The sequence below is a fragment of the Gulosibacter macacae genome (genome assembly GCF_003865375.1).
Lineage (GTDB): Bacteria > Actinomycetota > Actinomycetes > Actinomycetales > Microbacteriaceae > Gulosibacter > Gulosibacter macacae.
In genome coordinates, this window is sequence record NZ_RQVS01000001.1 from 224038 (window position 1) to 247602 (window position 23565).

At 64.2% G+C, this 23565-nt stretch carries 20 protein-coding genes and 1 tRNA gene; 16 read left to right on the plus strand and 5 right to left on the minus strand.

Translation table 11 applies throughout. The annotated features are described in order from the left end of the window. Positions 1-57: 57 nt before the first annotated feature. Entirely contained in the window at positions 58-867 is an 810-nt protein-coding gene (locus EG850_RS01075; protein WP_124968973.1) for a trimeric intracellular cation channel family protein, read from the minus strand. A gap of 36 nt (positions 868-903) precedes the next feature. On the opposite strand from EG850_RS01075, the gene recO reads away from it, so the two are divergent. After that, a complete protein-coding gene (recO, locus tag EG850_RS01080; RefSeq protein ID WP_124968975.1) occupies positions 904-1659 on the plus strand; it encodes a DNA repair protein RecO in 756 nt (251 codons plus the stop codon). Positions 1660-1763: 104 nt separating this feature from the next. Here recO and EG850_RS01085 read toward each other — a convergent pair whose 3' ends face one another. Together EG850_RS01085 and EG850_RS01090 are read right to left on the minus strand one after the other, a co-directional pair. Continuing rightward, positions 1764-2567, minus strand: a complete 804-nt coding sequence (locus EG850_RS01085) for an isoprenyl transferase (protein WP_124968977.1) — start codon at positions 2565-2567, stop codon at positions 1764-1766. A gap of 22 nt (positions 2568-2589) precedes the next feature. Continuing rightward, positions 2590-3435, minus strand: coding sequence for a hypothetical protein (locus tag EG850_RS01090; protein WP_124968979.1), 846 nt, complete (start codon positions 3433-3435; stop codon positions 2590-2592). 41 nt (positions 3436-3476) lie between these two features. Between EG850_RS01090 and lipB the strand changes: the two genes are divergently transcribed. From lipB to EG850_RS01145, 11 genes are all read left to right on the plus strand, one after another. Next, a complete protein-coding gene (gene lipB, locus EG850_RS01095; RefSeq protein ID WP_124968981.1) occupies positions 3477-4127 on the plus strand; it encodes a lipoyl(octanoyl) transferase LipB in 651 nt (216 codons plus the stop codon). Positions 4128-4176: 49 nt separating this feature from the next. Then, positions 4177-5226, plus strand: coding sequence for a lipoyl synthase (gene lipA, locus EG850_RS01100; RefSeq protein ID WP_124968983.1), 1050 nt, complete (start codon positions 4177-4179; stop codon positions 5224-5226). Between the two features lie 113 nt (positions 5227-5339). Then, positions 5340-6728, plus strand: coding sequence for a glycine--tRNA ligase (locus tag EG850_RS01105; protein ID WP_124969180.1), 1389 nt, complete (start codon positions 5340-5342; stop codon positions 6726-6728). A 305-nt stretch (positions 6729-7033) separates the two neighbouring features. Beyond that, positions 7034-8236, plus strand: a complete 1203-nt coding sequence (locus tag EG850_RS01110) for an alpha/beta hydrolase (RefSeq protein WP_185714886.1) — start codon at positions 7034-7036, stop codon at positions 8234-8236. Continuing rightward, positions 8233-10758, plus strand: a complete 2526-nt coding sequence (locus EG850_RS01115; protein WP_124968987.1) for a DUF2156 domain-containing protein — start codon at positions 8233-8235, stop codon at positions 10756-10758. The genes EG850_RS01110 and EG850_RS01115 overlap by 4 nt, the downstream gene beginning before the upstream one ends. Positions 10759-10773: 15 nt before the next feature. Beyond that, positions 10774-11958, plus strand: coding sequence for a tRNA dihydrouridine synthase DusB (dusB, locus tag EG850_RS01120; RefSeq protein ID WP_124968989.1), 1185 nt, complete (start codon positions 10774-10776; stop codon positions 11956-11958). Positions 11959-11961: 3 nt separating this feature from the next. Beyond that, a complete protein-coding gene (locus tag EG850_RS01125) occupies positions 11962-13245 on the plus strand; it encodes a deoxyguanosinetriphosphate triphosphohydrolase (protein ID WP_124968991.1) in 1284 nt (427 codons plus the stop codon). 9 nt (positions 13246-13254) lie between these two features. Further along, positions 13255-15135: a DNA primase gene (gene dnaG / locus EG850_RS01130; protein WP_124968993.1), complete on the plus strand. Its 1881-nt coding sequence runs from the start codon at positions 13255-13257 to the stop codon at positions 15133-15135. 9 nt (positions 15136-15144) lie between these two features. Next, the gene (locus tag EG850_RS01135; protein ID WP_124968995.1) at positions 15145-16179 is read left to right on the plus strand and encodes an ATP-binding cassette domain-containing protein; all 1035 of its coding nucleotides are present in this window, start codon (positions 15145-15147) and stop codon (positions 16177-16179) included. Positions 16180-16181: 2 nt separating this feature from the next. After that, positions 16182-17180, plus strand: coding sequence for a D-isomer specific 2-hydroxyacid dehydrogenase family protein (locus tag EG850_RS01140; protein WP_124968997.1), 999 nt, complete (start codon positions 16182-16184; stop codon positions 17178-17180). Positions 17181-17248: 68 nt separating this feature from the next. Next, positions 17249-17321: transfer RNA gene (locus EG850_RS01145), tRNA-Asn, on the plus strand. Positions 17322-17472: 151 nt separating this feature from the next. Here the strand turns inward: EG850_RS01145 and def are convergent. Continuing rightward, the gene (gene def, locus EG850_RS01150) at positions 17473-18045 is read right to left on the minus strand and encodes a peptide deformylase (protein WP_124968999.1); all 573 of its coding nucleotides are present in this window, start codon (positions 18043-18045) and stop codon (positions 17473-17475) included. A gap of 52 nt (positions 18046-18097) precedes the next feature. On the opposite strand from def, the gene EG850_RS01155 reads away from it, so the two are divergent. Together EG850_RS01155 and EG850_RS01160 are read left to right on the plus strand one after the other, a co-directional pair. Further along, positions 18098-19084: a DMT family transporter gene (locus EG850_RS01155; protein WP_235829159.1), complete on the plus strand. Its 987-nt coding sequence runs from the start codon at positions 18098-18100 to the stop codon at positions 19082-19084. Between the two features lie 92 nt (positions 19085-19176). Next, positions 19177-20478: a glycosyltransferase gene (locus tag EG850_RS01160; protein WP_235829160.1), complete on the plus strand. Its 1302-nt coding sequence runs from the start codon at positions 19177-19179 to the stop codon at positions 20476-20478. Positions 20479-20586: 108 nt separating this feature from the next. Here EG850_RS01160 and EG850_RS01165 read toward each other — a convergent pair whose 3' ends face one another. Continuing rightward, positions 20587-20931: a thiamine-binding protein gene (locus tag EG850_RS01165; protein ID WP_124969003.1), complete on the minus strand. Its 345-nt coding sequence runs from the start codon at positions 20929-20931 to the stop codon at positions 20587-20589. A 66-nt stretch (positions 20932-20997) separates the two neighbouring features. Between EG850_RS01165 and proB the strand changes: the two genes are divergently transcribed. Together proB and EG850_RS01175 are read left to right on the plus strand one after the other, a co-directional pair. Continuing rightward, on the plus strand, positions 20998-22203 hold the full coding sequence (proB, locus tag EG850_RS01170; RefSeq protein ID WP_235829161.1) for a glutamate 5-kinase: 1206 nt from the start codon (positions 20998-21000) through the stop codon (positions 22201-22203). Positions 22204-22249: 46 nt separating this feature from the next. Continuing rightward, on the plus strand, positions 22250-23545 hold the full coding sequence (locus EG850_RS01175) for a glutamate-5-semialdehyde dehydrogenase (protein ID WP_124969007.1): 1296 nt from the start codon (positions 22250-22252) through the stop codon (positions 23543-23545). The last annotated feature ends 20 nt before the right edge of the window (positions 23546-23565 follow it).

The window sequence follows — 23565 nt, forward strand, 5'->3', positions numbered from 1 at the left end:
GCGCTGGCCTCGAAGCGATTCGAGGGCCAGCGCCCGTTGCTGTGTCAGTGCTGCGATCTAGGCGGTGGGTTGCGCATCCTCGTCGCCGCGCCGCTTGTCAATGATCGGCAGCGAACCCGTGTAGGTGGCGGGTTCGTGGGTAGAGGCGCGGAGGTGGCGGCGCTTGACCGGCCACCAATTGAGCAGGCGCCGCTGGTCGCGACGCTGACGGGATTCAGAACGTCGTAACGACATTTGCTCGGGCAAGCTCAATCCCCACTTCACACTCGCGAGTCGGATGCCGACGGTAATAACCCAGCAGATGAGCATCCCGGTGATCATTGAGGCCCCGAGAAGGTCGGCGACCACGAATGCCGCGGTGCCAATGAATGCGGCCGCGGCATAGAACGTGCCAGCGAACAGCACACCGACTGGCAATTGCACGAGCAAATCGCGAATCGCACCGCCACCGGCGGCGGCTACCGTGCCGATCATGATGGCCGGGAGTGGGTCGATGCCGTGGGCGATGGCCTTGGCCGTGCCGACCACCGCGAAGAATCCGAGTGAGGCTGCGTCAAGGATAGTGACGAGCGCATTCACCTTCTGTAGCGCGTGCGAGAGCCACATGCCGATCAGTGCGGCGCTCGCCGCGGTGAGGATGTACCAATTCGACCCGATAGTCGCGAACGGCACGCCGATGAGCAGGTCGCGCAAGAAACCGCCGCCGAGACCTACGGCAATGCCGAGGATGGCGATGCCGAGCCAGTCAATGCGGCGGCCGCGGCTCTGCACATTTTCTGCGGTCGCCGAGGCACTCAACGCACCAAATGCCACTGCGGTGAGGTCGAGCCAAAGTGGAATCGCCGGAATGGCGTCTGTCGGTTCCATCTGTGCCTTCGAAGCGAGGAGCGGGATACTGGACGAATGCCGGTATACGGGGATGAAGTGGTGGTGCTGCGTTCGCAGCAGCTCGGCGAAGCCGATCGCCTCCTCACTCTATTTGGTAAGGAACGCGGATTGGTGCGGGCAGTCGCGCGCGGCGTGCGGCGCACCTCATCCAAGTTCGGGGCGCGGCTGGAACCATTCACGGTGGTTGACGTGCAGCTATTCACGCGCAATCCGCTTGAGCGCTCCGGGCTCGAGACGGTGACGCAGGCGGTCACCATCGATGCCTATGCCGCGCGCATCGTCGAGGACTACGCCGCATACACGGCCGCCTCGGTCATGGTGGAGACCTGCGCACGCATCATCGACGCCGAACCCGCACCGCAACAGTGGGCGCTGTTAGTTGGCGCGTTGCGTTCGCTGGCCCGGGCGGAGCGTGAACCGCAGCTGGCGCTTGACTCGTACCTATTGCGGGCGCTCTCGCTTGCGGGCTGGGAGCCGAGCTTCGCGAACTGCGCGCGCTGCGATCGTCCAGGGCCGCATTCGCGTATTTCGTTCGGTGCCGGTGGCGCCGTGTGCGATGACTGCGCGATTGCCGTCGGGGCGACGACGGTAGCCGATATCGATGTGATGCGGCACCTTTGGGCGCTGCTCGCGGGCAGCTGGCGAGTGGCGGATGCGGCGGAGCCGTCGGTGCGTGATCGCGCGAGTCAGATTGTGGCGGGGTACGTGGAGTTTCACCTCGACCGCTCCCTGCGCTCGCTCGGTGTGCGGGCAGCGGACCGGCGGCCGTAGGCGGGGGTCTCGATACGCTCCGCTACTCGAGCAACCAAAAACTGGCTACTCGACCAACCACATCTTGGCTGGTCGAGTAGGCCGAAGGCCGTATCGAGACCCTCCTACGCCGAGGCCACCGGCTTGTCGACCGCGCCGCCGAATCGGCGGTCTCGATCGGCGTAGATCTCAATCGCTTGCCAAAGATCAGTGCGCGAAAAGTCTGGCCAGAGTGTGTCGAGAAACACGAACTCGGCATAGGCCGACTGCCAGAGCAAGAAGTTCGAGGTGCGCTGTTCACCGGAAGACCGCACAAACAAATCCACATCCGGCAAATCCGCCTGGTACAGCCGCTGCGAAATTGACTTTTCGCTAATCCGCTTCGGATCCAGGCGCCCAGCTTTCGCTTCGGCAGCCAACTCGCGCACCGCATCCACGAGTTCGATGCGGCCACCGTAATTGACACACATATTCAGCGTCATGCGGGTGTTGTGCTTCGTAAGCTCTTCGGCCTGGCGCAGATCATCGATCACGCTCTTCCAGAGCCGCGGCGTGCGACCTGACCACACGATACGCACACCCCAGGCGTTCAACTGGTCGCGCTGCCGATGCAACACTTCGCGGTTGAAGCCCATGAGAAAGCGCACCTCATCGGCAGAACGCTTCCAGTTCTCGGTTGAAAACGCGTAGACCGAAAGGTGCTTCACGCCGACCTGGAGTGCGCCGGCCACGACATCGAGGAGTGCCGACTCACCGGCACGGTGCCCTTCCGTTCGAGGAAGCCCGCGCTGATTTGCCCACCGACCATTGCCATCCATGACGATCGCGACATGATCGGGAACCGCTCGCTGCGGCAATGGCGGGGGAGTGAGCCCCGTCCAATCGATGGGACGCAACTGCACTTCAGTTGGATGCGGCGAGGGGGTCATGGCCCCAGCGTAGCGATGGCCACTAGCCGAGCGTCACTTCGACGTCGAGGTCATTGCCGAAACGAAATTGCAGATCGGTGAGGTAAACGCCAGCAGGCAACCGGTCATTGATATCGACGCTCTTGCCTTCGTAGCGGGCAATCTTTGACTTCAGCGCCATGAGCACGGCTTTGACCACGGGGTTGCCGCTCGTCACTTGAATCTCACCGATGCGAGCGATGAGGTCACGATCGATATCGACGTTCACCTGCGCTGCTGCTCCGGCCGAAATGATGCCCTTCTTCACTTTCGCGTCGAGGGTGGCGGTGACCGAGCGTCCCACCGAGGTGAGATCGATTTCGCGAATCTCAATGCCGAATCCCTCGTCAGCCGCTGCCTTCGTTGCGGCCTGCCGCACGAGTTCGATGAGCTTTGCTTTCGAGGTGGACACTCGCGCTGAGCCGAGGAGGTGGCGCTCTTTCGAGCCGGCATACGCGAGGGCGAGGCGACCGGCCGCATCCGTTTGCCACTCGACCGGCACTTCGCGCAGGTTGAGATCGAGCGAGACTTCAAGTTCGCCGTCCAACTCGATGGCCGTGGCACTCACAATGGCCGGGCGACCGCTGATTTTGAACGAACCCAGTTGATCGGCTTCGCGGTCCACGGCCACGAAATCAGCGATATCCCCACGCGGATCCTCTTCGTCCCCAGAGATCCGCACGCCAGTGGCATCGACGGTTACTGAGGTGCTCGCGAGCTCGGCCCCGAGCGCCACCTCAGTTTTCGGCGGAGTCGTGGCGTGGCTGAACAGCGAGTGCACCTCCTGCTCAAATGCGTGGAGGCGATCAAGATCGGTTGGGAGCAGGATGAGGGGCTGAGTCTGCGTCATGGCACAGAGCCTACGAGCGACAACTGAGTAGACTCGCCCGCATGCACTTGGAGAACTTGCTCGGTCGCGGCCCGGTTGATTATCAAGAAGTCGACGCCCGACAGCGCGATCTCCACGAGCAAATCGCCGATGGTGCGCATGATGACACGCTCATGCTGGTTGAGTTCGACCACGTGTATACCGCCGGTAGCCGCACCCAGCCCGAAGACATTCCCAATGATGAGGTGCCGGTCGTGCGCATCGATCGCGGCGGCTCGGTGACTTATCACGGGCCCGGTCAGCTCGTCGTGTATCCGCTCATCCACGTGCATGGCCGCCAAGATGTCGTCGCCTATGTGCGTGCCCTCGAAGCTGCGGTAATGGCCACGGCCGCGGAGTACGGGCTTGAGACCCAGCGGGTTGAGGGTCGCTCTGGCGTCTGGGTTGTGCGCCCGGGAGAACAAGATCGCAAGCTCTGCGCGATTGGCGTGCGATTTGCGCGCCGCACCACGATGCACGGGCTCGCGCTCAATGTGCACTCCGACCTCGCCGAGTTCGAGCGCGTCGTTGCCTGCGGCATCCGGGATGCTGGGGTCGTGTCCCTCGAAGCGCTCGGCATTGACACCACACTCGAGGATGTGGCGGCGCGGCTCGTGCCCCATCTCGAGCGCGAATTGGCCCGCTTTCGTGCGCCAATCGATGCGCCCGCATAGAGTGTGCTGAGGTTCTCGAAGCACCGACTACGTCTATGAAAGCGACAAAGTGACTGCACCAGCCCCCGAAGGCCGCCGCCTCCTGCGCATTGAAGCGCAGAATCAGCAGACGCCGATCGAGCGCAAGCCCGATTGGATTCGCACGACCGCTGCCGTTGGCAAGCAATACGAGGATGTGCGCAACCTTGCCCGCGGCGGTGGCCTGCACACCGTCTGCGAAGAAGCGGGTTGCCCAAACATCTATGAGTGTTGGGAAGACCGCGAGGCGACCTTCCTCATCGGCGGCGACCAGTGCACCCGTCGCTGTGACTTCTGCCAGATCGCTACCGGCAAGCCGCTCGGCTACGACCGGGATGAACCGCGTCGCGTCGCCGAGTCGGTGCGCGAACTCGGACTGCGCTACGCCACGGTCACCGGTGTGGCCCGTGACGATCTGCCCGATGGTGCATCCTGGCTCTTCGCCGAAACCTGCAGGCAGATTCGCGAACTCAGCCCCGGCACCGGTGTGGAGCTCCTCGTCGATGATTTCCGCGGTAAGGATGGGGCACTCGAGGCAGTCTGTGAGGCCGCGCCCGAGGTGTTCGGACACAATCTCGAGACGGTGCCGCGCATCTTCAAGCAGATCCGCCCGGGCTTTCGCTATGACAACTCGCTCGAGATGCTCGCCCGCGCTTCGGAACTCGGCATGATTACGAAGTCAAATCTCATCCTCGGGATGGGCGAGACGCGCGATGAGATTGAGTCGACGATGCGCGAGCTACGTGACCACAAGGTCGACATTCTTACGCTCACGCAGTACCTGCGCCCGAGTTCGCTGCACCACCCGATCGACCGCTGGGTGAAGCCGCAGGAGTTTATTGACCTGGCCGAGTTCGGTCGCGAGCTCGGCTTCTCGGGTGTGATGGCGGGGCCGCTCGTGCGTTCGTCGTATCGGGCCGGGAAGCTTTGGGCCGAGGCGATGGTGGCCAAGGGTCGCGAGATTCCTGAAGCGTTGGCGCACCTTGCCGGTGAAGCACCGGCACGCCAGGAGGCGTCGGCGATCGTGGCTCGTCGCCCGGAGTTTGCGGGTGCGAACCCCGCGGGGGATGTCGCGCTGTAATTGCGGGTGTTGGGCGGGTCACCCAAGTGGTGTGCCGCCGGTAGGATGGGCCGTTGATCACACGGACCCCGCATCCGGCTGGGCCCGAACTCATCTTCAGGAGTGACAACCAGATGGCAGCCTCAACGCTCGACCAAGTCATCGCCCTCGCAAAGCGCCGCGGATTCGTCTACCAGGCGGGTGAGGTCTACGGCGGTTCTCGGTCGGCTTGGGACTACGGTCCGCTTGGTGTCGAGCTCAAGGAAAACATCAAGCAGCAGTGGTGGCAGACCTTCGTGCGCGGCCGCGCCGATATGGTCGGGCTCGACTCGTCGATCATCCTGCCGACCGACGTCTGGAAGGCCTCGGGCCACGTCGAGACGTTCACCGACCCGCTCGTCGAATCGCTCCACACCCACAAGCGCTACCGTGCCGACCACCTCATTGAGGCCTATGTCGCCAAGCACGGCCGCGAACCCGAGAACGGCCTCGCCGACATTCGCGACCCCGAGACTGGCCAGCCCGGCAACTGGACTGAGCCGAAGCTCTTCTCGGGCCTGATGAAGACCTATCTCGGTCCGGTCGATGACGAAGAGGGCCTGCACTACCTGCGCCCCGAAACTGCGCAGGGCATTTTCGTCAACTTCAACAACGTCGTTACCACCGCACGCAAGAAGCCCCCGTTCGGCATCGGTCAGGTGGGTAAGGCTTTCCGCAACGAGATCACCCCGGGTAACTTCATCTTCCGCACCCGCGAGTTCGAGCAGATGGAGATTGAGTACTTCGTCAAGCCCGATGAGGCCGACGAGCACTTCCGCAGCTGGGTCGAGGCGTGCTGGGATTGGTTCGTCGACCTCGGTATCAACCCCGACAATATGCGTCGCTTCGACGTGCCCGAGGATGAGCGCGCGCACTACTCGGCCGGCACCATCGACTTCGAGTACAAGTTCGGTTTCCAGGGGAGTTCCTGGGGTGAACTCATGGGGATCGCGAACCGCACCGACTACGATCTCGGCGCCCACACCGCGGCGTCAGGCACCGAACTCAGTTTCTTTGACCAGGCCTCGGGCGAGCGCTACACGCCGTACGTCATCGAGCCTTCGTTCGGCCTCACCCGCTCGCTCATGGCCTTCCTCGTTGACTCGTACAACGAAGACGAGGCGCCGAACGCGAAGGGTGGCGTCGACAAGCGCACGGTGCTTCGTCTCGACCCGCGTCTGTCGCCGGTGAAGGCCGCCGTGCTGCCGCTTTCGCGCAACGAGCAACTCTCGCCGCTCGCGCGTGAGGTTGCCGACGAGATTCGTAGCGGTGGCCGCTGGAACATCGACTTCGATGATGCCGGCGCCATCGGCCGTCGTTACCGTCGACAGGACGAGATCGGTACGCCCTATTGCGTCACCGTCGACTTTGACTCGCTTGAGGACCGCGCGGTCACCGTGCGCGAACGTGACTCAATGTCTCAGGAACGCGTCTCGATCGACCGTCTCTACGGCTACCTGGCCGAACGCCTCAAGGGCTGCTAACACCGAGCCAGGCCAAAACTCCCTAAGCTGAGCGCCCGCTGATCACGCGGGCGCTCAGTGGGTGCAGGATGAACGGGGCCCGCACGAACCTCGCGCGGCGACTCTGAATGGTCCTCTTCATGCCAGCTTGGCTAGCTTCCATCCGCCTCGATTCACTCTGGCTCTTCATTGCTATCGCAGTCGTGGCGATACTTGCGTTAGAACTCGCACTGTTGCCAAAACGCGCGCATATAGCGTCGGCGAAGCAGGATGCGCGAGATTCGACAGTGCCGGATGTCTCGCGCCCGCGTCGGCAGTTAGTTTTAGTGGCACTTATCGCGGGCATCGTCACCGCACTCCTCGCGACGCTGGCGTTTTGGCTCCTCATGGATGTGTGGAATATCTTCCGCATTCAGGTGGGCTGGCGCACAAGAATCGCCTGGTCGCTCGGACTGGGGCTTGCCGGAGCAGGCGCTGCCGTGCTCTTCCAATCGCGGCGTCTGCGACCGGGCAAGCGGCGTGCGCTCGGTGCTGCCACATTGGTCTCCGCGATACTCGCGGTGGCACTCGCGATCAACCTCGACGCTGGTGCGGTGCACACCGTGGGTGACCTGTTCCCGAAGGGCCCTGTACCCACGTTCACCGCGCAGGCTGGCGCGACCGAGTCTGCGCGACCCGCAGCATCCTCGCCAATTACCGAGGCGCAGTGGCAGAAGCCCGCCGACCAACCCGACAGCGGCAAGCTCTACCAGGCCCAGATTCCCGCGACCACATCCGGATTTCCGGCACGACCGGCGTACATCTGGTTGCCACCGGCGGCCCAAACATCCCAACCCCCGGCGCTCCCGGTCATGGTCATGCTTGCGGGGCAACCGGGAGGCCCGGGCGACCTGTTTACTGCTGGCCAGTTCCAAACAATCCTTGAAAGCTACGCCGCCGCGCACAATGGTCTCGCTCCAATCGTGGTCGTTCCCGATCAACTCGGCACGCCCGAGGTGAATCCGCTCTGCGTTGACGGCCCCGCTGGCAACTCGCGCACCTATCTGGAGCAGGATGTGCCGGCCTGGATTCTCGCCAACCTGCCGGTGGCGCACGATCGCACTGCGTGGACCTTTGGTGGCTTCTCTCAAGGGGGCACCTGCGCCTACCAGATCGGTCTCGATCAACCCGATCGCTACGGCTCGGTGATTTCGATTGCGGGGGAGCTCACTCCGAGCCTCGGCAATGAGGCGAACACAATTGTCCAAGGATTCGGTGGCGACACCGCGAAATATGAGCAGGCGAAGCCCACCTCCATCATGAAGTCGCACGCTCCCTACCGTGATGTCACGCTCTTCCACATCGTCGGCGGCAATGACTCGTGGTTCCAGAACTTCGCCGACCAACTCACGAGCGTCGCGAAGGATTCTGGCATCACCGTCGTCTCGCTCACCTCGCCCGGTACCGGGCACGACTTCCGCACGGTGTCGTACGCACTCGAACATGTGCTGCCGCAGGTGGTCGTCAGATCAGGGATGGTGCCCGCATGACCAACGAACTCGCGCGCATCCGCCGTTGGCTCGTAGCCCGGCCGGTCACGATCGCGATTGCCGCGCTCATCACTGTGCTCTTTATCGTGACCCTCATCGTCGAGCGCACCACGCACGCGCATCCGGCACCGACGCTGACGTGGCTTGCCACCGGACACGACGCAGTCATCACTAACGGCCGCTGGTGGACAGTATTCAGCTACGTGTTCATGAGCTGGGGCTGGCTGCAATTTCTCGCCTCGCTCGCGCTCATTTTCGGCGCCATCGGCTTCTTTGAGGGGCGAATGCCGCGGCGGATGCTTTTGGCTGCGATTCCGCTGTCGGCGCTCGCAGGAGCGGCAATCGGCATCGGCTTCCAAATGATCGGAGTTGCCACTGGACTCCCGCTTCTTGGCGGCACCTCCAAGGGATTCGTGGCTGATCCGATCACGCTTGTCATCGGCATCTGCGCGATCGGGAGCGCCTGGCTCGGCCCCATCGGCCGGCGTCGCACCCGCGTGTTGCTGTTTGTGGGCGTACTGGTACTCCTCGTTTACGTCGGCAATGTCTCGGTGCTCTACAAGGTGGGTGCCGCGATCGTGGGCCTCATTGTTGGCGAGCTTGCGCATCCCACCGAGCGCCGTCGCGGCTGGCGACCGAGCACCGTCGTCGAAACTCGGGCGTTGTTGGCGTGGTCAATCGCCGCGCTCGGCATCGGGCCAATGCTGGCTCTGCTCGTGCCACACTCGCACTCACTCGCCGCGCCACTCACGTCGATCCTCCCCATCAGCCAATTCGAGGGCACCGATTGCGATATCTGGCGAGTGACCGCTGAATGTGTGAGCCAACGTGCTTCGCTCATCCACCTCAATCCATTTGAACTCGTGATCTCCTCGCTGCCCTGGGTCGCGTTAATTGTGATTGCTTGGGGGCTCGCGCGCGGTCAGCGATTCGCGGCCGAAATTGGCGTGCTGCTCAATCTGCTCGTCGTGGCCCTCCTCATCTGGTTCTGGGGCATCGCACCGCTGCAATTCCGGGGCATGTTCGGTGCGAACCCGATTGCGGCCCGCGCGGATGCGGTCGAGACGGTGCTGCAATTGGTGGTCATTGTGCTCATCCACCTGGCGGCGGCGATTGCGCTGTTCACCGCTCGACACTCTTTCCCCGTGCGGCCAACGCCGCGAGCGGTCAAACGCTTCAGCAGCGTTGTTATTGGCGCGGCGATTGCGCTGGTGATCGCGTTTGCAATCTTCGCGAGCTCCGATATGGAGCCATTCGAACCGCACCCGACCTTCTGGGAAGCGCTCCTCGCCGGCCCTGAACGATTGCTGCCTCCGCTCGCACTCGCCGTGAATCCAAGTGCGATGTGGCCGACGTCAGCGACGGCCGAGGTAGTTGCGACGCTCTTCTCGCCGGTGTTCAACGTGATCTGCATCGTGGCCATGTGGCGAACGCTGCAAAGCGGCAACCCGCAATTGGCGAGTAAGCCGCAGCCCGAGGTGCTCGCTGCCCTGAAACGCGGTGGCACTTCAATGTCGTATCTCGGCATCTGGGACGGCAATGAGTATTGGGTCGACGAAAGCGGAGTTTGTGTCGCCTTCCGCAATGTGCAGGGGGTGGCGATTACCGTCGGCGGGCCGTTTGGCGGCGCTGCCGACCCGGTCGACGTCTTACAACGGTTCGCCAGAGCCGCCGAACGTGCCGGCCTTGAGCCCTGCGCCTATAGCGTGCCGGGTGAGTGGCGCGAACGGCTCGAATCGATTGGCTGGAGCACCCTCGAAGTTGCCGAAGAATCGGTCGTTGATCTCGCGAGTTGGTCAACGACCGGCAAGAAGTGGCAAGACATCCGCACCGCGATCAACCGCTCCGACCGCGCGGGCATCGAAGTCGAGTGGTCAAGCTGGGACGACCTCACCGTGCGCCGCGCACGCGAGATCCGGGAACTCAATGACCGTTGGGTGGGAGACAAGCCGTTGCCCGAAATGGGCTTCACCCTCGGCGGAGTTGCCGAGTTGGCGCAACCAGAAACACTCCTCGGCATCGCCACCTCACCCGATGGCACCATCGAGGGCGTCACAAGTTGGTTGCCGACCTGGCGCGATGGTCAGCTCGTGGGCCGCACGCTCGACTTCATGCGCCGCAATCCCGATGGCGGCAACGGTGTGATGGAGATGCTCATCGCCCGTGCTGCCGAACGATTCCGCGATGAGGGGCTCGAGTGGCTTTCCCTTTCGGGCGCGCCACTTGCCTCAACGACGAAGGCTGAAGATGCGGCAAATGTCGCCACCATCGACCGCCTGCTGGACCAGGTGGGTCGTTTGCTCGAGCCGGTATACGGATTCCGCTCGCTCCTCGGCTTCAAACGCAAGTTCCAGCCGCAGATGCGGCCGCTCATCATGGCCTACCCGGATGCGGCGCAACTGCCGAACATTGGACTCGCCATCTCGGCCGCCTATCTGCCGGGCATCGGTGTGGGCGAAGCGGTGCAGGCGTTGCGCTCACAGCGTGTGGGCGCGGGAGGTGACTCCAGCGCGCGAAGCTGAGAGAATAGGCCGGTTATGACTACTGCCGTCTCTGTGCCGACCCACGCAACCGACGAGTCCACCGCGCCCGCACCCGCGCTGCGCATTGGTCCGATCGAGCTTGCGTCGCCCGTCGTGCTCGCACCGATGGCCGGGGTCACGAACGAGGCATTCCGACGGCTCTGTCGCGAATACGGGGCTGGGCTCTACGTCACCGAGATGGTGACGACGCGGGCTCTGGTCGAACGCCACGAGGCGACGATGCGTCTCATCCGCCACCACCCGAGCGAAGATATTCGCTCCATTCAGCTCTACGGCGTCGATCCCGAGACGGTCGGCGACGCGGTGGCGATGCTCGTTGACGAGGATCGTGCTGACCACATCGATCTCAATTTCGGTTGCCCGGTGCCGAAGGTCACGCGTCGTGGCGGGGGATCGGCGCTGCCGTGGAAGACCGATCTGCTTGAGGCGATCTGCCGCGAAGCTGTGCGCCGTGCTGGCGATGTGCCGGTGACGATGAAGATGCGCAAGGGTATCAACGAAGACCACCTCACCTACCTCAATGCCGCGCGCATTGCCGAGGATGCGGGGCTCGCCGCGATCACGCTGCACGGCCGCACGCTTGAACAGCAGTATTCGGGCACGGCCGATTGGGAGTCGATCGCAAAGCTCAAAGAGACGATCACCTCGATTCCGGTGCTCGGCAACGGCGACGTCTTTGAAGGTGAAGATGGCGTGCGCATGATGGCCGAAACCGGATGCGATGGCATTGTCGTCGGCCGCGGAGTCCTTGGGCGCCCGTGGCTCTTCGGCGATCTCGAAGCGGCGTTTGCGGGGCGTGCCGACCGCATCCAGCCCGGCCTTCGTGAGGTGGGTGCGGCCATGATTCGCCACGCCGAGTTGCTCGTCGAGTTCTTCGGCGATGAAGGCCACGGTTGCCGCGATTTCCGCAAGCACGTCGCCTGGTATTTCAAGGGGTACCCGGTGGGTGGCGAGGTGCGCCGCCGCTTTGCCCTCATCGACTCGCTCGATGAATTGCGCGAGCTCGTTGGCGAACTCGCCGATGCGCCCTGGCCGGGCATTGGCGCTGAGGGTCCGCGCGGTCGCGCTGGTACACCGCGCCGCGCAGCACTTCCCGACGGCTGGCTCAACTCGCCATTCCTGAATGAGGCCGAGCGCGGCGGTATCGCCGCCGCTGAACTCGACGTCTCGGGAGGCTAAGGCGTGCAGAGCATCCCGCTCGAGGGCCCACCCTCGACCTACTCCGTGGCCGATGCCGCCCGCTTTCTGCCTGAGCATCACGAAAACCGGCGGCGCAGCGAGTTCGCGCGTGACCGCGCGCGCCTGCTCCACTCATCGGGTCTGCGCCGACTCGCGCAGAAGACGCAGGTGCTCTCACCGACCGCGGGCGTCAACTTCGCTCGCAACCGGCTCACCCACTCGCTCGAAGTCGCCCAGGTCGGTCGCGAAATCGCCGAGTCGCTTGCCCTCGACCCTGACATTGTCGACACCGCCTGCCTCGCCCACGACATCGGGCATCCTGCCTTTGGCCACAATGGCGAGCGCGCAATCAACGAGTGGGCCGCTGATATCGGTGGCTTCGAGGGTAATGCGCAATCGCTACGCCTGATCGCCCGGCTTGAACCGAAGGTCTTTGGTCCGAGCGGTGCTTCGTATGGCCTCAACCTCACCCGCGCGGCGCTTGACGCGACCTGCAAGTACCCGTGGGACTACTCAGTCGCCCAGCAAAAGGGCACCGTGAAGTTTGGTGTCTATGACGACGACCGACCGGTTTTTGACTGGATGCGCGAGGGCGCCCCAGCGCAGCGCCAGTGCATCGAAGCGCAGGTGATGGATCTGTCTGATGACATCGCCTACTCCGTGCACGATCTCGAAGACGCGGTGGTGGAAGGCTTCATCCCGCTCGCCGAGTTTGAAGACCCGCTGAACCGCGAAGCCATCTGCTTCGCCGCGGCGGATTGGTCTGGCGGCCGCTACGACCAGGATGAACTCGCCGAGGCGCTCGATCGCCTCACCTCGGCACCGTTCTGGGTGCATGACTACGACGGTTCTGCACGGCACCGGGCGGCGCTCAAGAACCTCACCTCACAGCTCATCGGCCGCTTTGCGCAGGCTGCCACGGCCGCGACGCTGGCGGCCTACGAAGCCGAGCAGCTCCTCATCCGCTATCGCGCGAATGTTGAGGTGCCGCGGCCGATTGCCGCCGAAATTGCGCTCCTCAAGGGCGCAGTCGCGGGCTTTGTGATGTCGTTGCCAGTGCGTCAGCCGGTGTACGCGCGCCAGCGCGAACTTCTGCTCGAACTGCTCGAGGGGCTTTGGTCGAGCGGCGAGCAATTTCTCGAAGCCCCTCTCGCCGCTGATTTCGTCGCCGCTGGCTCTGATGCCGCCCGCAAGCGCGTCATCGTTGACCAGGTGGCGCAACTCACCGATCAATCGGCAATTGCGCTCCACGCGATCGTCACGGGCTCCCGAGTCACCACGATCTAGACTTCGGGCATGGCGCGCATTCGAAAGTCCGATATTGATGAGGTGCGGGCTCGCACCAATATCGAGGACATCATCGGTGAGCACGTCACGCTGAAATCAGCAGGGGTCGGCTCAAAGAAGGGTCTGTGCCCCTTCCACGACGAGCGCACGCCCTCGTTCCACGTACGGCCGCAACTCGGGTACTACCACTGCTTTGGCTGCGGTGAATCGGGAGACGCCTACACCTTTCTCCAGAAGATTGAGCACGTCACCTTCGTTGAGGCGGTCGAGCGGCTTGCCGCGCGTGTGGGTTTCCAGCTCAGCTATGAAGATGGCGGTGAAGCGCCCGACCACTCGAAGCGCGTGCGTCTATTGCAGGCGAACGAGGCCGCCGAAGCGTTCTTCCAATCGCAGCTCGCCGCCCCCGAGTCCCAGCCCGGGCGCGACTTTCTCGGCCAGCGTGGTTTCGATCCTGCCGCAGCCGCCCACTTTGGTGTCGGCTATGCGCCGCAATCGTGGGATGCACTGACGAAGCACCTGCGCGGCCGAGGGTTCACCCTCGAAGAAATGCAGGCCGCCGGGCTCGTGTCGACGAATGATCGCGGCTCGAGCTACGACCGTTTCCGTGGTCGGCTCATGTGGCCAATCCGCGATACCACGGGGAAGACCGTCGGGTTCGGCGCGCGGCGCCTCCTCGATGACGACAAGGGCCCGAAGTACCTCAACACCCCCGAGACTGAGGTGTACCGCAAGTCGCAGGTGCTCTACGGCCTCGATCTTGCGAAGCGGGATATTGCTCGCGGGCACGAGGTGGTTGTGGTGGAGGGCTACACCGATGTCATGGCGGCGCATCTCGCTGGCGTCACCACGGCGGTGGCTACCTGTGGCACGGCGTTCGGCGTCGACCACATCAAGATCATTCGGCGCATCATGGACGATGAATCGCACCGCGGTCGGGTGATCTTCAACTTCGACCCCGATGAGGCTGGTCGCAAGGCCGCGATGCGCGCCTTCGCCGAAGAGAACCGCTTCGTCGCACAGACGTTCGTTGCCGTCGCGCCCGACGGCCTCGACCCCTGCGACCTGAGACTCCACAAGGGTGACCAGGCCGTGCGGGCGCTTGTTGAGCATCCGGTGCCGATGTACGAGTTCGTCATTCGCGAGCAGCTCAAACGGCACGTGCTGCGCACCGCGGAGGGGCGCGTGGCGGCACTGCGCGAAGCGGCACCAATCGTTGCCGGGATCCGTGACCGCGCGCTTCAGCCGGAGTATTCGCGCCAGCTCGCCGGTTGGCTCGGTATGGAACTCGGTGTCGTGCGTCAGGCCGTCGAAGGGGCGGCTCGCCGCGCAGCCGCGCCGCCGCCCGACCCGTATGAGGGTGGCGAGCCGGGCGTGGGGCCGTCGGGGGAGTACAGCATCCCCTCAGTGCGCCTGCGAGATCTCCCGAACGACCCGGTCACCAGGCTCGAACGCGACACGCTCGCGGCCCTCCTGCAATACCCGCGCATGCTGCCCGAGGCGCAATTGGATGCGGTGCTCACCGCGAACTTCTCCGACGCCTCACTCATGACTGTGCGCGACGCAATCATCGCGACCCGACCCCAACTCGGTACGAAGAATTGGCTCCCAGCCGTACAGGATGAGGCTCCCGCATCCTTCTTGCCACTTGTCACCGAACTTTCGATGGCACCGATTCCCGCGGGGCCAAGCGATGAACAAATCGCGAGCTATGTGCGCTCAGTGGCCGCTGCGCTGATTGAACGAGACCTCCTCCGTCGCAAGGCGGAACTTCTCGGCGAGCTACAGCGCACCGATATCGAGACCGATCCGCTCCGGCATCGCGAACTCAGCGAGTTGCTCGTGACCACCGAGCGGCGAAAGCGCGAACTGCGCGAAGTCGCAGAGCAGTAGGCTCGACGCATGGTTACCGGTACTGCACTGTCAACGGCGATTCGGGTCGAAAATCTCTCGGTCTCGTACGGGCCCCAGCGTGGCGATGCCGGTCAGCGGGTGCTCTCGGGCGCCTCGTTCTCGGTGCCGAAGGGCCGCATCCTCGGCATTGTCGGTACGGCCGGGAGTGGCAAGACGGCGCTCGGCCGGGTGCTTTCGGGGCGCGGACTCGTCAGCCACGAGGGCGAGACCCCGTGGATCTCGGGTGGTCAGGCCGAGGTGGCTGGCATCGACTTGCGTCGCCCGAGCCGCGATGATCTGCGGCGGCTCACGCTCGACATTGGCTACCTCTCGCAGACCTCGGGCGATGAGTTGCGCAACGACCTCACCATCGCCGAAAACATTGCCGACCCGATTCTGAGCCGCGATCGCGACTTCGACCAGCGGGCGCTCGGCCGCGCTGCGGCAATGCTCATTGACGCGGTTGACCTCGAACTGGGCATGCTCAACCGCTTCCCATTTGAGCTCTCGCGCGGTCAGCGGCAGCGTGTTGCCTTCGCGAAGGCGCTCATCGTGGAGCCCGCCGTGTTTATTGTCGATGAGCCCGCGCAGGGCGTTGACATCATTGCTCGCCCGGCGCTGTTCTCGTTGCTTGAGCGCCTCAACCGCGCGCGTGATCTCACCATGATTGTGATCAGCCACGACCTTGCGACGATCGAGCGGCTGACGAGCGAAGTGCTCGTGGTTGATCGCGGCGTCGTGCTTGCCCAGGGCGATATTGACGAGGTGCTGCGCGACCCCGACGACGAGTACCTGCGTCGACTTCGGGATGCACGCGAGTTTGCGCGAGCGCCGCTGCCGGGGCTCGTCGACCGCGAGACGATTGCGGCTGCGGAGCGTGTGGTTGGTGGCCTGTTTGCCGATGAAGACCTTGAGGCGGAAGCGGTGGACGCGGCCGAGCAGGACCGCCAGCGTTTGATTGAAGACCGACCAGAGTTCGCGCGGTTTCATCACGAAGTGACCGAGGCGTCGACCGATGCGACGACGAAGGATGCGAAGGAGTAGAGATGTCGGGGTTTACGCACCAGGCGGTGCTTGCAGACGGTCCGCGCCGGTTTGAGGGGGAGTCGCGACCAACGCCCGGCCCAATCGCCGTGCTGCCAGTGACTGAGAAGCCGCAGCCCGAACGTGAAGTTGTGGAGTCAGCAGGGGGCACGCTTGCCCCGCTCGGCCCCGAAACCCGTGGCATCGTCTACACCTCGTACCGCGACGTCGACTCCCTCATCGAAGCGCTCGAGCAGTACCCCGAGATTCGCTGGGTGCAGCTGCCATTTGCGGGCATTGATGTGTATGCGAAGCGCCTGGCGCCGCACGCTGAGCGCGGTGTGGTGTTTACCTCAGGGAAGGGTGCGTTCGCGCAACCCGTGGCCGAACACGCGTTGATGCTCACACTCGCGGCGCAGCGGCAATTGCCGGTGCGCTTGCGTGCGACCGGCTGGCATCGCGGCGGCGGCCGTTCGCTCTTCGGCGCGAATGTGGTGATCGTCGGGGCGGGCGGTATTGCCCTGGCACTGCTCAACCTCTTGCAGCCCTTTGGGGTGACCACAACGGTGGTGCGTCGCCGCGAGGGCGCCGTTGCTGGTGCTGATCGCACGGTCACCACCGACAAGTTCGCTGAGGTGCTCGCCGACGCCGATGTGGTGGTGCTCGCAGCTGCCGCGACCGACGACACCCGCCACCTCATTGATGCCGACCGGCTCGCCGCGATGAAATCGACGGCCGTGCTCGTGAACATTGCTCGTGGCCCGCTCGTCGACACGGATGCGCTCGTCGCGGCCCTTGACGCTGGTGAGATCTACGGCGCGGGACTTGATGTCACCGACCCGGAGCCCTTGCCCGACGGGCATCCACTGTGGACGAATGATCGTTGCATCATTACGCCGCACACCGCCGACACTCCCGAGATGACGCGCCCGCTCATGGCGGTGCGTGTCGCCTCAAATGTGCGCGGGTTCCTCGACACTGGGGAGTTCGTCGGGGTCGCCGATCCCCGCGTCGGTTACTGAGCTGTGTTTGCCGTGACTGGCCGATTTCGCGTTGCGGCTCGAGTGGTGGTAGTCTCTTCGAGTTGTCATCCCCGATAGCTCAATTGGCAGAGCAGCCGGCTGTTAACCGGCAGGTTGTTGGTTCGAGTCCAACTCGGGGAGCGAAACCCGAAAACCCCCGCACCGAGGTGCGGGGGTTTTCGTTTGTGGCTGGCAGGTTGGGGGGCCTATAACCCTAAAACCCCCTATGACCGTTGATCAACGACGAGCGGCCCTCCAGCGCAGGGGGCCACTCGTCTTCGCGCCAGGCTCGCTAACCCTCGAGGTGATCGACGCCGGGCGTCCAGGACACCCCGGGCACGCCCCAGCGCTGCTTGCGCATGATCTTTTGCGCGGTCTTCCACAGCGGCACCGGCAACCGGTCAATGTAGATCACGCCATCGAGGTGGTCGTACTCGTGCTGCAGAATTCGCGCGAACCAGCCCTCCGCTTCGAGCTCGTAGGCATTGCCGTCGAGATCACGGGCGCGCATGAGCACGGCAGGGGAGCGACGCAACTCGAAGCGTTCGCCAGGGAACGAGAGACAACCCTCTTCCTCATCCTCATCGGTCTCCTCGAACGATTCGGGTACCGATGGGGCGAGCCAGAGCACCGGGTCAATCGCGACTCCGCGCAACTCTTCGCCCTCATTGTTCTCCCACGAGTAGACAAAGAGTCGCTTGTTCACACCGATTTGCGGGGCTGCGAGACCGACGCCGGGCGCCGCATCCATCGTTTCGAACATATCGGCGACGAGCGTGCGAATCTCATCGGTGATTTCACCAACGGGTTCTGCCACGTGGTGCAGCACCGGCTCGCCGTAGATCTGGATGGGAAGAATCGTCATAGCGTCCAGGTTATCCGCGTGGCCGCGCATCCTCGGCGGTTACGATGCCTGCGTGAACACTCCGCTGGCCGAACTACTCGCAGCAGCCTCGCATCCGAGCCTCGGGCCGGTGCAACTCATTGGCGTCGCCATCGCCGTCGTGGGGGCCGTGTTCATGTCGCTGGCGGCGATGCTGCAGCACCGCGGCGTCGCGCGCGTGGATGCGGCATCGGGCAGTGCCGGCGGCAGTGGACTCGGCGGCGGTCAACTCATGGCACTCTTGCGGCAACCGGTGTGGCTTGCCGGTACGGGCCTGATCATCGTCGCAATCTGCCTGCAGATCACCGCACTCATTTTTGCGCCGCTCGTGGTGGTGCAACCACTCGGCGTGATCTCACTCGTCGTGACGACGCTGATTACCTCGCACCAATCGGGCCGTCGCATGCCTCGGATCAAGCTCGCCGCCGTGCTCATTTCTGTGCTCGGCATCGCCGCTTTTGTCACGGTGGCGGCATTTGTCGCGGTCGATTCGCCGATCACGCAGATGGAACTGTTCACAGTGCTCATCGTGCTGTTCGTCGTGATTGTTGCGCTCGTTGCGGGCTTTCTCGCCGCGCGCCAGAGCCGCTTTCGCTCGCTCTACTACATCGTCGCTGGAGGGGCGCTCTATGGCTTTGTGGCGACCCTCGCCCGCGTGGTCATTGGGCGCCTGCGTGAGGGCGACTTTGGCGGCCTCACCATCCTGTGCGTGTTGAGTCTCGCGCTCGCACTCGCTGCCGGGAGCTACTTCGTGCAAACCGCCTACGCCTCGGGATCGCCTGATCTCGTGGTTGCCGGCCTCACGGTCATCGATCCACTCGTCGCCGTCGCAATCGGCATCGTCGTGCTTGGTGAAACTGCGGGCGCACCAGCCTGGGCACTCATCGCCTTTGTCGTGTTCGGTGCCGTGAGTGCGTTCGGCGTGTACCTTCTTGCGGCCCACCAGGATGAGGACGAAGTCGCCGCGGTGCGCTCACGCGCACTCGGGAGCGAGCACCTCCGACCCGAGTCGGATCAATAATTGCGACCTTAGTGGGGGATAGCCTCGCGGTGTTCAGGCCGAACCCGAACTAGAGTGGTGCGGACGTTAGCCAATCTAAGGACTCCTCACTCGTGCCCGATCAGACCCCCGCAACGACCGACGCCCCGCGTCCGCTGCGACTGCTCATCGCCGCAGACACCTTCCCGCCCAACATCAACGGGGCAGCGAAGTTCACGGTGAATCTGGCAAGCGGCATGGCCGCGCGCGGTCTTGATGTGCACGTCGTGGCTCCGGCCGCATCCCGTCGCCACGGCACCTGGCAGGAAACCTACGATGGCCAGCGCATCACCGTGCACCGCCTCCCGTCTGACCGCTGGTGGCCCCACGATTGGTTGCGCTACGTGAAGCCGTGGATGGCACGCCACTACATGCGCAAGGTGCTCGATAAGGTGCAGCCCGATGTCGTGCACTATCAATCGGCAGTGGTGCTTGGCCGCGCCGTGGTGCGTGAGGCGGAAGGACGCGATATTCGCATCATCGGCACGAACCACCTCATGCTTGAGAACATGCTTGAGCACACCATGCTCCCGGCGCCGGTGCAGACCTGGGCCTCGAAGGTGTGGTGGCGCGATGCGCACAAGACGTTCGCCGCGACCGCCGCCTTGACGACACCGACCCGTCGCGCTGCCGACTTCCTTGAGCACAACGGCGATCTGGAAGGCGTGCTCGCGATCTCCTGCGGTATTCGCAAGAGCGACTACGCGGCCGATTGGGCGCAAAAGGATGCGCCGCGAATCCTGTTTGTGGGTCGCGTGACCGGCGAAAAGCAGATCGACGTGCTCATCAAGGCCTTCGCGAAACTCGACCCGGCACTCGGTGCCCGTCTTGAAATCGCGGGTGGTGGTGACCAGAAGGTGCACCTCGAAAAGCTCGCGCGCGACCTCGGTGTTGCTGACCGCACGAAGTTCTATGGCTATGTGTCGGATGAGGAACTGCGAAACCTCTACACGAACGCAACGGTCTTTGCGATTCCCTCGATTGCCGAGTTGCAGTCGATCGCGACGATGGAAGCAATGGCCTCGGGCCTGCCCGTCGTGGCAGCGAACGCGATGGCGCTACCGCACCTCGTACATGACGGTCAGAACGGGTACTTGTTTGCGCCGGGGAACGTCGAGGAATGTCGAGTGGCACTTGAGCGCGTACTTACGGCCCCGCAGGAAGAGCGGGTGCGTCTTGGCCAAGAGGGTTATCGCCTCGTGGATGCGCACGATATTGATGCCACGATGGCGCTGTTTGAGCGCCTCTATCGCGGTGAGTCGGCACAGGATGTCGCTAAGGACTCGGCGAACGAGCAGGACCACTCGCTCGACTTCGTGGTTGAGGCCGTGACCGGCTCGATCCCGACCGTTCGCCGCGACAAGTCCGCGGAGTAGTTGGCGGCGGTCTCGATCCGCTTCGCTACTCGACCACCCACGGTTGGTGGATTGAGTAGGCCGAAGGGCCACATTGGTGGATTGAGTAGGCCGAAGGCCGTATCGAAATCACCCGTCCGAGTGCTCCGCGCGCCGCTCCAGCTCAGCCTCGACCCGCTCGACCTTGCCCGCGAGATCACCCGTCACACCCGGCCGAATATCGGCCTTGAGCACGAGCGACACCCGTGACCCATAGCGACCGATGGCTTCGGTGGCGGCCTTCACAACCGCCATCACCTCATCCCAATCGCCCTCGATGGTGGTGAACATGGCGGTCGTTTCGTTTGGAAGTCCGGACGCCCGCACCACCTCGACGGCCGCAGCAACGGCGCGGTGGTACGAGCCCGGTTCATCCGCCTCGACACTCGGATCTGAGGGCGGGCCGGAGGGAGCGATCGAAAAGGCTGCAAGCATGCGGCCAGTATGGCGAATGCACCTGCGACGGCCATCCACGGCGCATATCCACGGCACAATGGACTGGTGACTTCCGCTTCTCTTTCGCAGCCCACCACCGGCCACAGCCGCAACCCTCGTGCCGATCTCCTCGGTGCGCGTCGCGTCGTGGTGAAGATCGGCTCGTCGTCGCTCACTCGCGCCGACGGCCGTCTCAATGTGCCAGCGCTGCGGAAGCTCGTGGATGTGCTCGCGGAAGTTGCCGGGCAGGGCAAGCAGGTCGTGCTTGTCACCTCGGGTTCGATTTCGGCGGGATTTATGCCGCTTGGCCTTGATCGCCGTCCGACCGATGTCGCCACCGCACAGGCCGCCGCCGCAGTCGGCCAATCGGCGCTCATGTCGACCTACACCGATGCGTTCGGTGCCTACGACATCCCGGTCGGCCAGATCCTCATTACTGCCGCCGACACGGTGCGCCGCTCGCGCTACCACCACGCCGTGCAGGCGTTCGAGCGGTTGCTTGAACTCGGTGCCGTGCCGATTGTGAACGAGAACGATGCACTCGCGACGAGCGAGTTGCGGTTCGGCGACAACGACCGGCTCGCGGCACTGGTTGCCCAACTCATCCGCGCGGATGCGCTGGTGCTCCTCACCGACGTCGACGGACTCTATGACGCCCCGCCCTCGCAGGTGGGCGCGCAGCGCATCCCATTGGTCGAACACATGGCGGATGTTGCCGATGTGGAAGTGACCGGTCGCGGCTCTTCGTTTGGCACCGGCGGCATGATCACGAAGCTGCAATCGGCCGAGATGGCGACGCAGACCGGCATTCCGGTGCTGCTCACGCAGGCGGCGAATGTCGGTCGCGCGTTTGCGGGTGACGATGTCGGCACGTGGTTTGTCGCCTCGGCGAATCGCACGAGCCGCCGCAAAGTGTGGCTGGAACATGCCGCGGCGATGACCGGCCGGCTGGTGGTCGACGAAGGCGCGGCTCGCGCGCTCCGCGATCGCGGCGCATCGTTGCTTGCGGCGGGCATCCGGCGCATCGAGGGTGACTTCGTCACCGGTGACCCGGTAGAGATCATCACCGAGCGCGGCGAGAGCATTGCGCACGGCATTTCAGCCTATGACGCGGGGGAGTTGCCGCAGATGCTTGGCCGCTCGAGCGATGACCTTCGTGATGAGTTCGGCGAATCGCGCGTGCGGGCAATTGTGCACCGCGATGACATGGTGCTCGTGCGTGCGACGGTGACCGATGTGCATTCGGTTGGCGGCATGCAGGTGGCCGACTAGCTGTGACGCACCTCACCGCGGAATCGGGCGAACTAGACTCGGAGGCATGACTGCCTCGAACACTGTTGAGACTGACCGCGAGATCGACGACGCGGTTCGTGCCGTCGCGCGTCGCGCCCAGATTGCCGCCCGCACGCTCGCGACTGCGACCCGCGCGGTCAAGGATGCGGCCCTGCACGCGGCCGCCGATGCGCTTGAGGCTAACGCCGACGAGATTGTCGCCGCCAACGCCGAGGACATGGCCCGCGGTGAGGCAAACGGCCTGAGCTCGGGCCTCCTCGACCGGCTCCAGCTCAGCACCGAGCGTATTGCCGCCATCGCCGCAGCCCTGCGCGAAGTTGCCGGCCTGCCCGACCCGGTTGGTGAAATCGTGCGCGGTTCGACGCTGCAAAACGGCCTGCGCCTCAAGCAGGTGCGCGTGCCGATGGGTGTTGTTGGCATGATCTATGAAGCGCGCCCCAATGTTACGGTCGATGCCGCCGGACTCGCACTTAAGTCAGGCAACGCGGTCATTCTGCGCGGCGGGGCAGCCGCACTCGAATCGAACCGAGTGATCGTGCGCGTGCTCGGCGACGCGCTCGAAGCGCAGCAGCTTCCCCGCGACCTCGTGCAGACGGTCGACGAATACGGACGCGCCGGCGGCGTCGCCCTCATGCGCGCCCGCGGCCTCGTCGACGTGCTCGTGCCCAGAGGTGGCGCCTCGCTCATCCGCACCGTGGTGGAAGAATCGGTTGTGCCGGTCATCGAAACCGGTACCGGCAACGTGCACATCTACGTGGATGCCTCGGCCGACCTCGACAAGGCGCTCCCGATCGTGCTCAACGCCAAGACGCAGCGCGTGGGGGTGTGCAATGCGGTCGAGTCGCTTCTCGTGCACGAAGACGTCGCTGAAGAGTTCCTGCCGCGTGTGTTTACGGCGCTCGTCGAGAAGAACGTGCGGCTCCACGCTGATGACCGAAGCCGCAACGCGGTGCCGGCTGGTGCATCGATCGCCGCGGCGACCGAAGAAGACTGGGAGACCGAGTACCTCGACTACGACCTCGCGGTGAAAACCGTTGCGACGCTCGACGAGGCAATCGAGCACATCCGCACCTACAGCTCGGGCCACACCGAGGCGATCCTCACCGAGTCACTCGCGGCGAGCGAGCGCTTCGTCGCTGAGGTCGATGCGGCGGTCGTCGCCGTCAACGCCTCGACGCGGTTTACCGATGGGGGAGAGTTCGGCCTCGGCGCTGAGCTCGGTATCTCGACCCAGAAGTTGCACGCGCGCGGCCCCATGGGTCTCGCCGAACTCACGACCACGAAGTGGATCGTCAACGGCGAAGGCCAAGTGCGTCCGTAGCGAGACGAGAGGGGCCCGCA

Bases quoted from the DNA above. Each gene is read 5' to 3' on its own strand.
- EG850_RS01075 (WP_124968973.1), bottom strand. From the start codon at position 867: ATGGAACCGACAGACGCCATTCCGGCGATTCCACTTTGGCTCGACCTC.
- dusB (WP_124968989.1), top strand. From the start codon at position 10,774: ATGACTACTGCCGTCTCTGTGCCGACCCACGCAACCGACGAGTCCACC.
- EG850_RS01135 (WP_124968995.1), top strand. From the start codon at position 15,145: ATGGTTACCGGTACTGCACTGTCAACGGCGATTCGGGTCGAAAATCTC.
- def (WP_124968999.1), bottom strand. From the start codon at position 18,045: ATGACGATTCTTCCCATCCAGATCTACGGCGAGCCGGTGCTGCACCAC.
- EG850_RS01090 (WP_124968979.1), bottom strand. From the start codon at position 3,435: ATGACGCAGACTCAGCCCCTCATCCTGCTCCCAACCGATCTTGATCGC.
- EG850_RS01165 (WP_124969003.1), bottom strand. From the start codon at position 20,931: ATGCTTGCAGCCTTTTCGATCGCTCCCTCCGGCCCGCCCTCAGATCCG.
- lipB (WP_124968981.1), top strand. From the start codon at position 3,477: ATGCACTTGGAGAACTTGCTCGGTCGCGGCCCGGTTGATTATCAAGAA.
- EG850_RS01140 (WP_124968997.1), top strand. From the start codon at position 16,182: ATGTCGGGGTTTACGCACCAGGCGGTGCTTGCAGACGGTCCGCGCCGG.
- EG850_RS01105 (WP_124969180.1), top strand. From the start codon at position 5,340: ATGGCAGCCTCAACGCTCGACCAAGTCATCGCCCTCGCAAAGCGCCGC.
- recO (WP_124968975.1), top strand. From the start codon at position 904: ATGCCGGTATACGGGGATGAAGTGGTGGTGCTGCGTTCGCAGCAGCTC.
- EG850_RS01085 (WP_124968977.1), bottom strand. From the start codon at position 2,567: ATGACCCCCTCGCCGCATCCAACTGAAGTGCAGTTGCGTCCCATCGAT.
- dnaG (WP_124968993.1), top strand. From the start codon at position 13,255: ATGGCGCGCATTCGAAAGTCCGATATTGATGAGGTGCGGGCTCGCACC.
- EG850_RS01175 (WP_124969007.1), top strand. From the start codon at position 22,250: ATGACTGCCTCGAACACTGTTGAGACTGACCGCGAGATCGACGACGCG.
- EG850_RS01115 (WP_124968987.1), top strand. From the start codon at position 8,233: ATGACCAACGAACTCGCGCGCATCCGCCGTTGGCTCGTAGCCCGGCCG.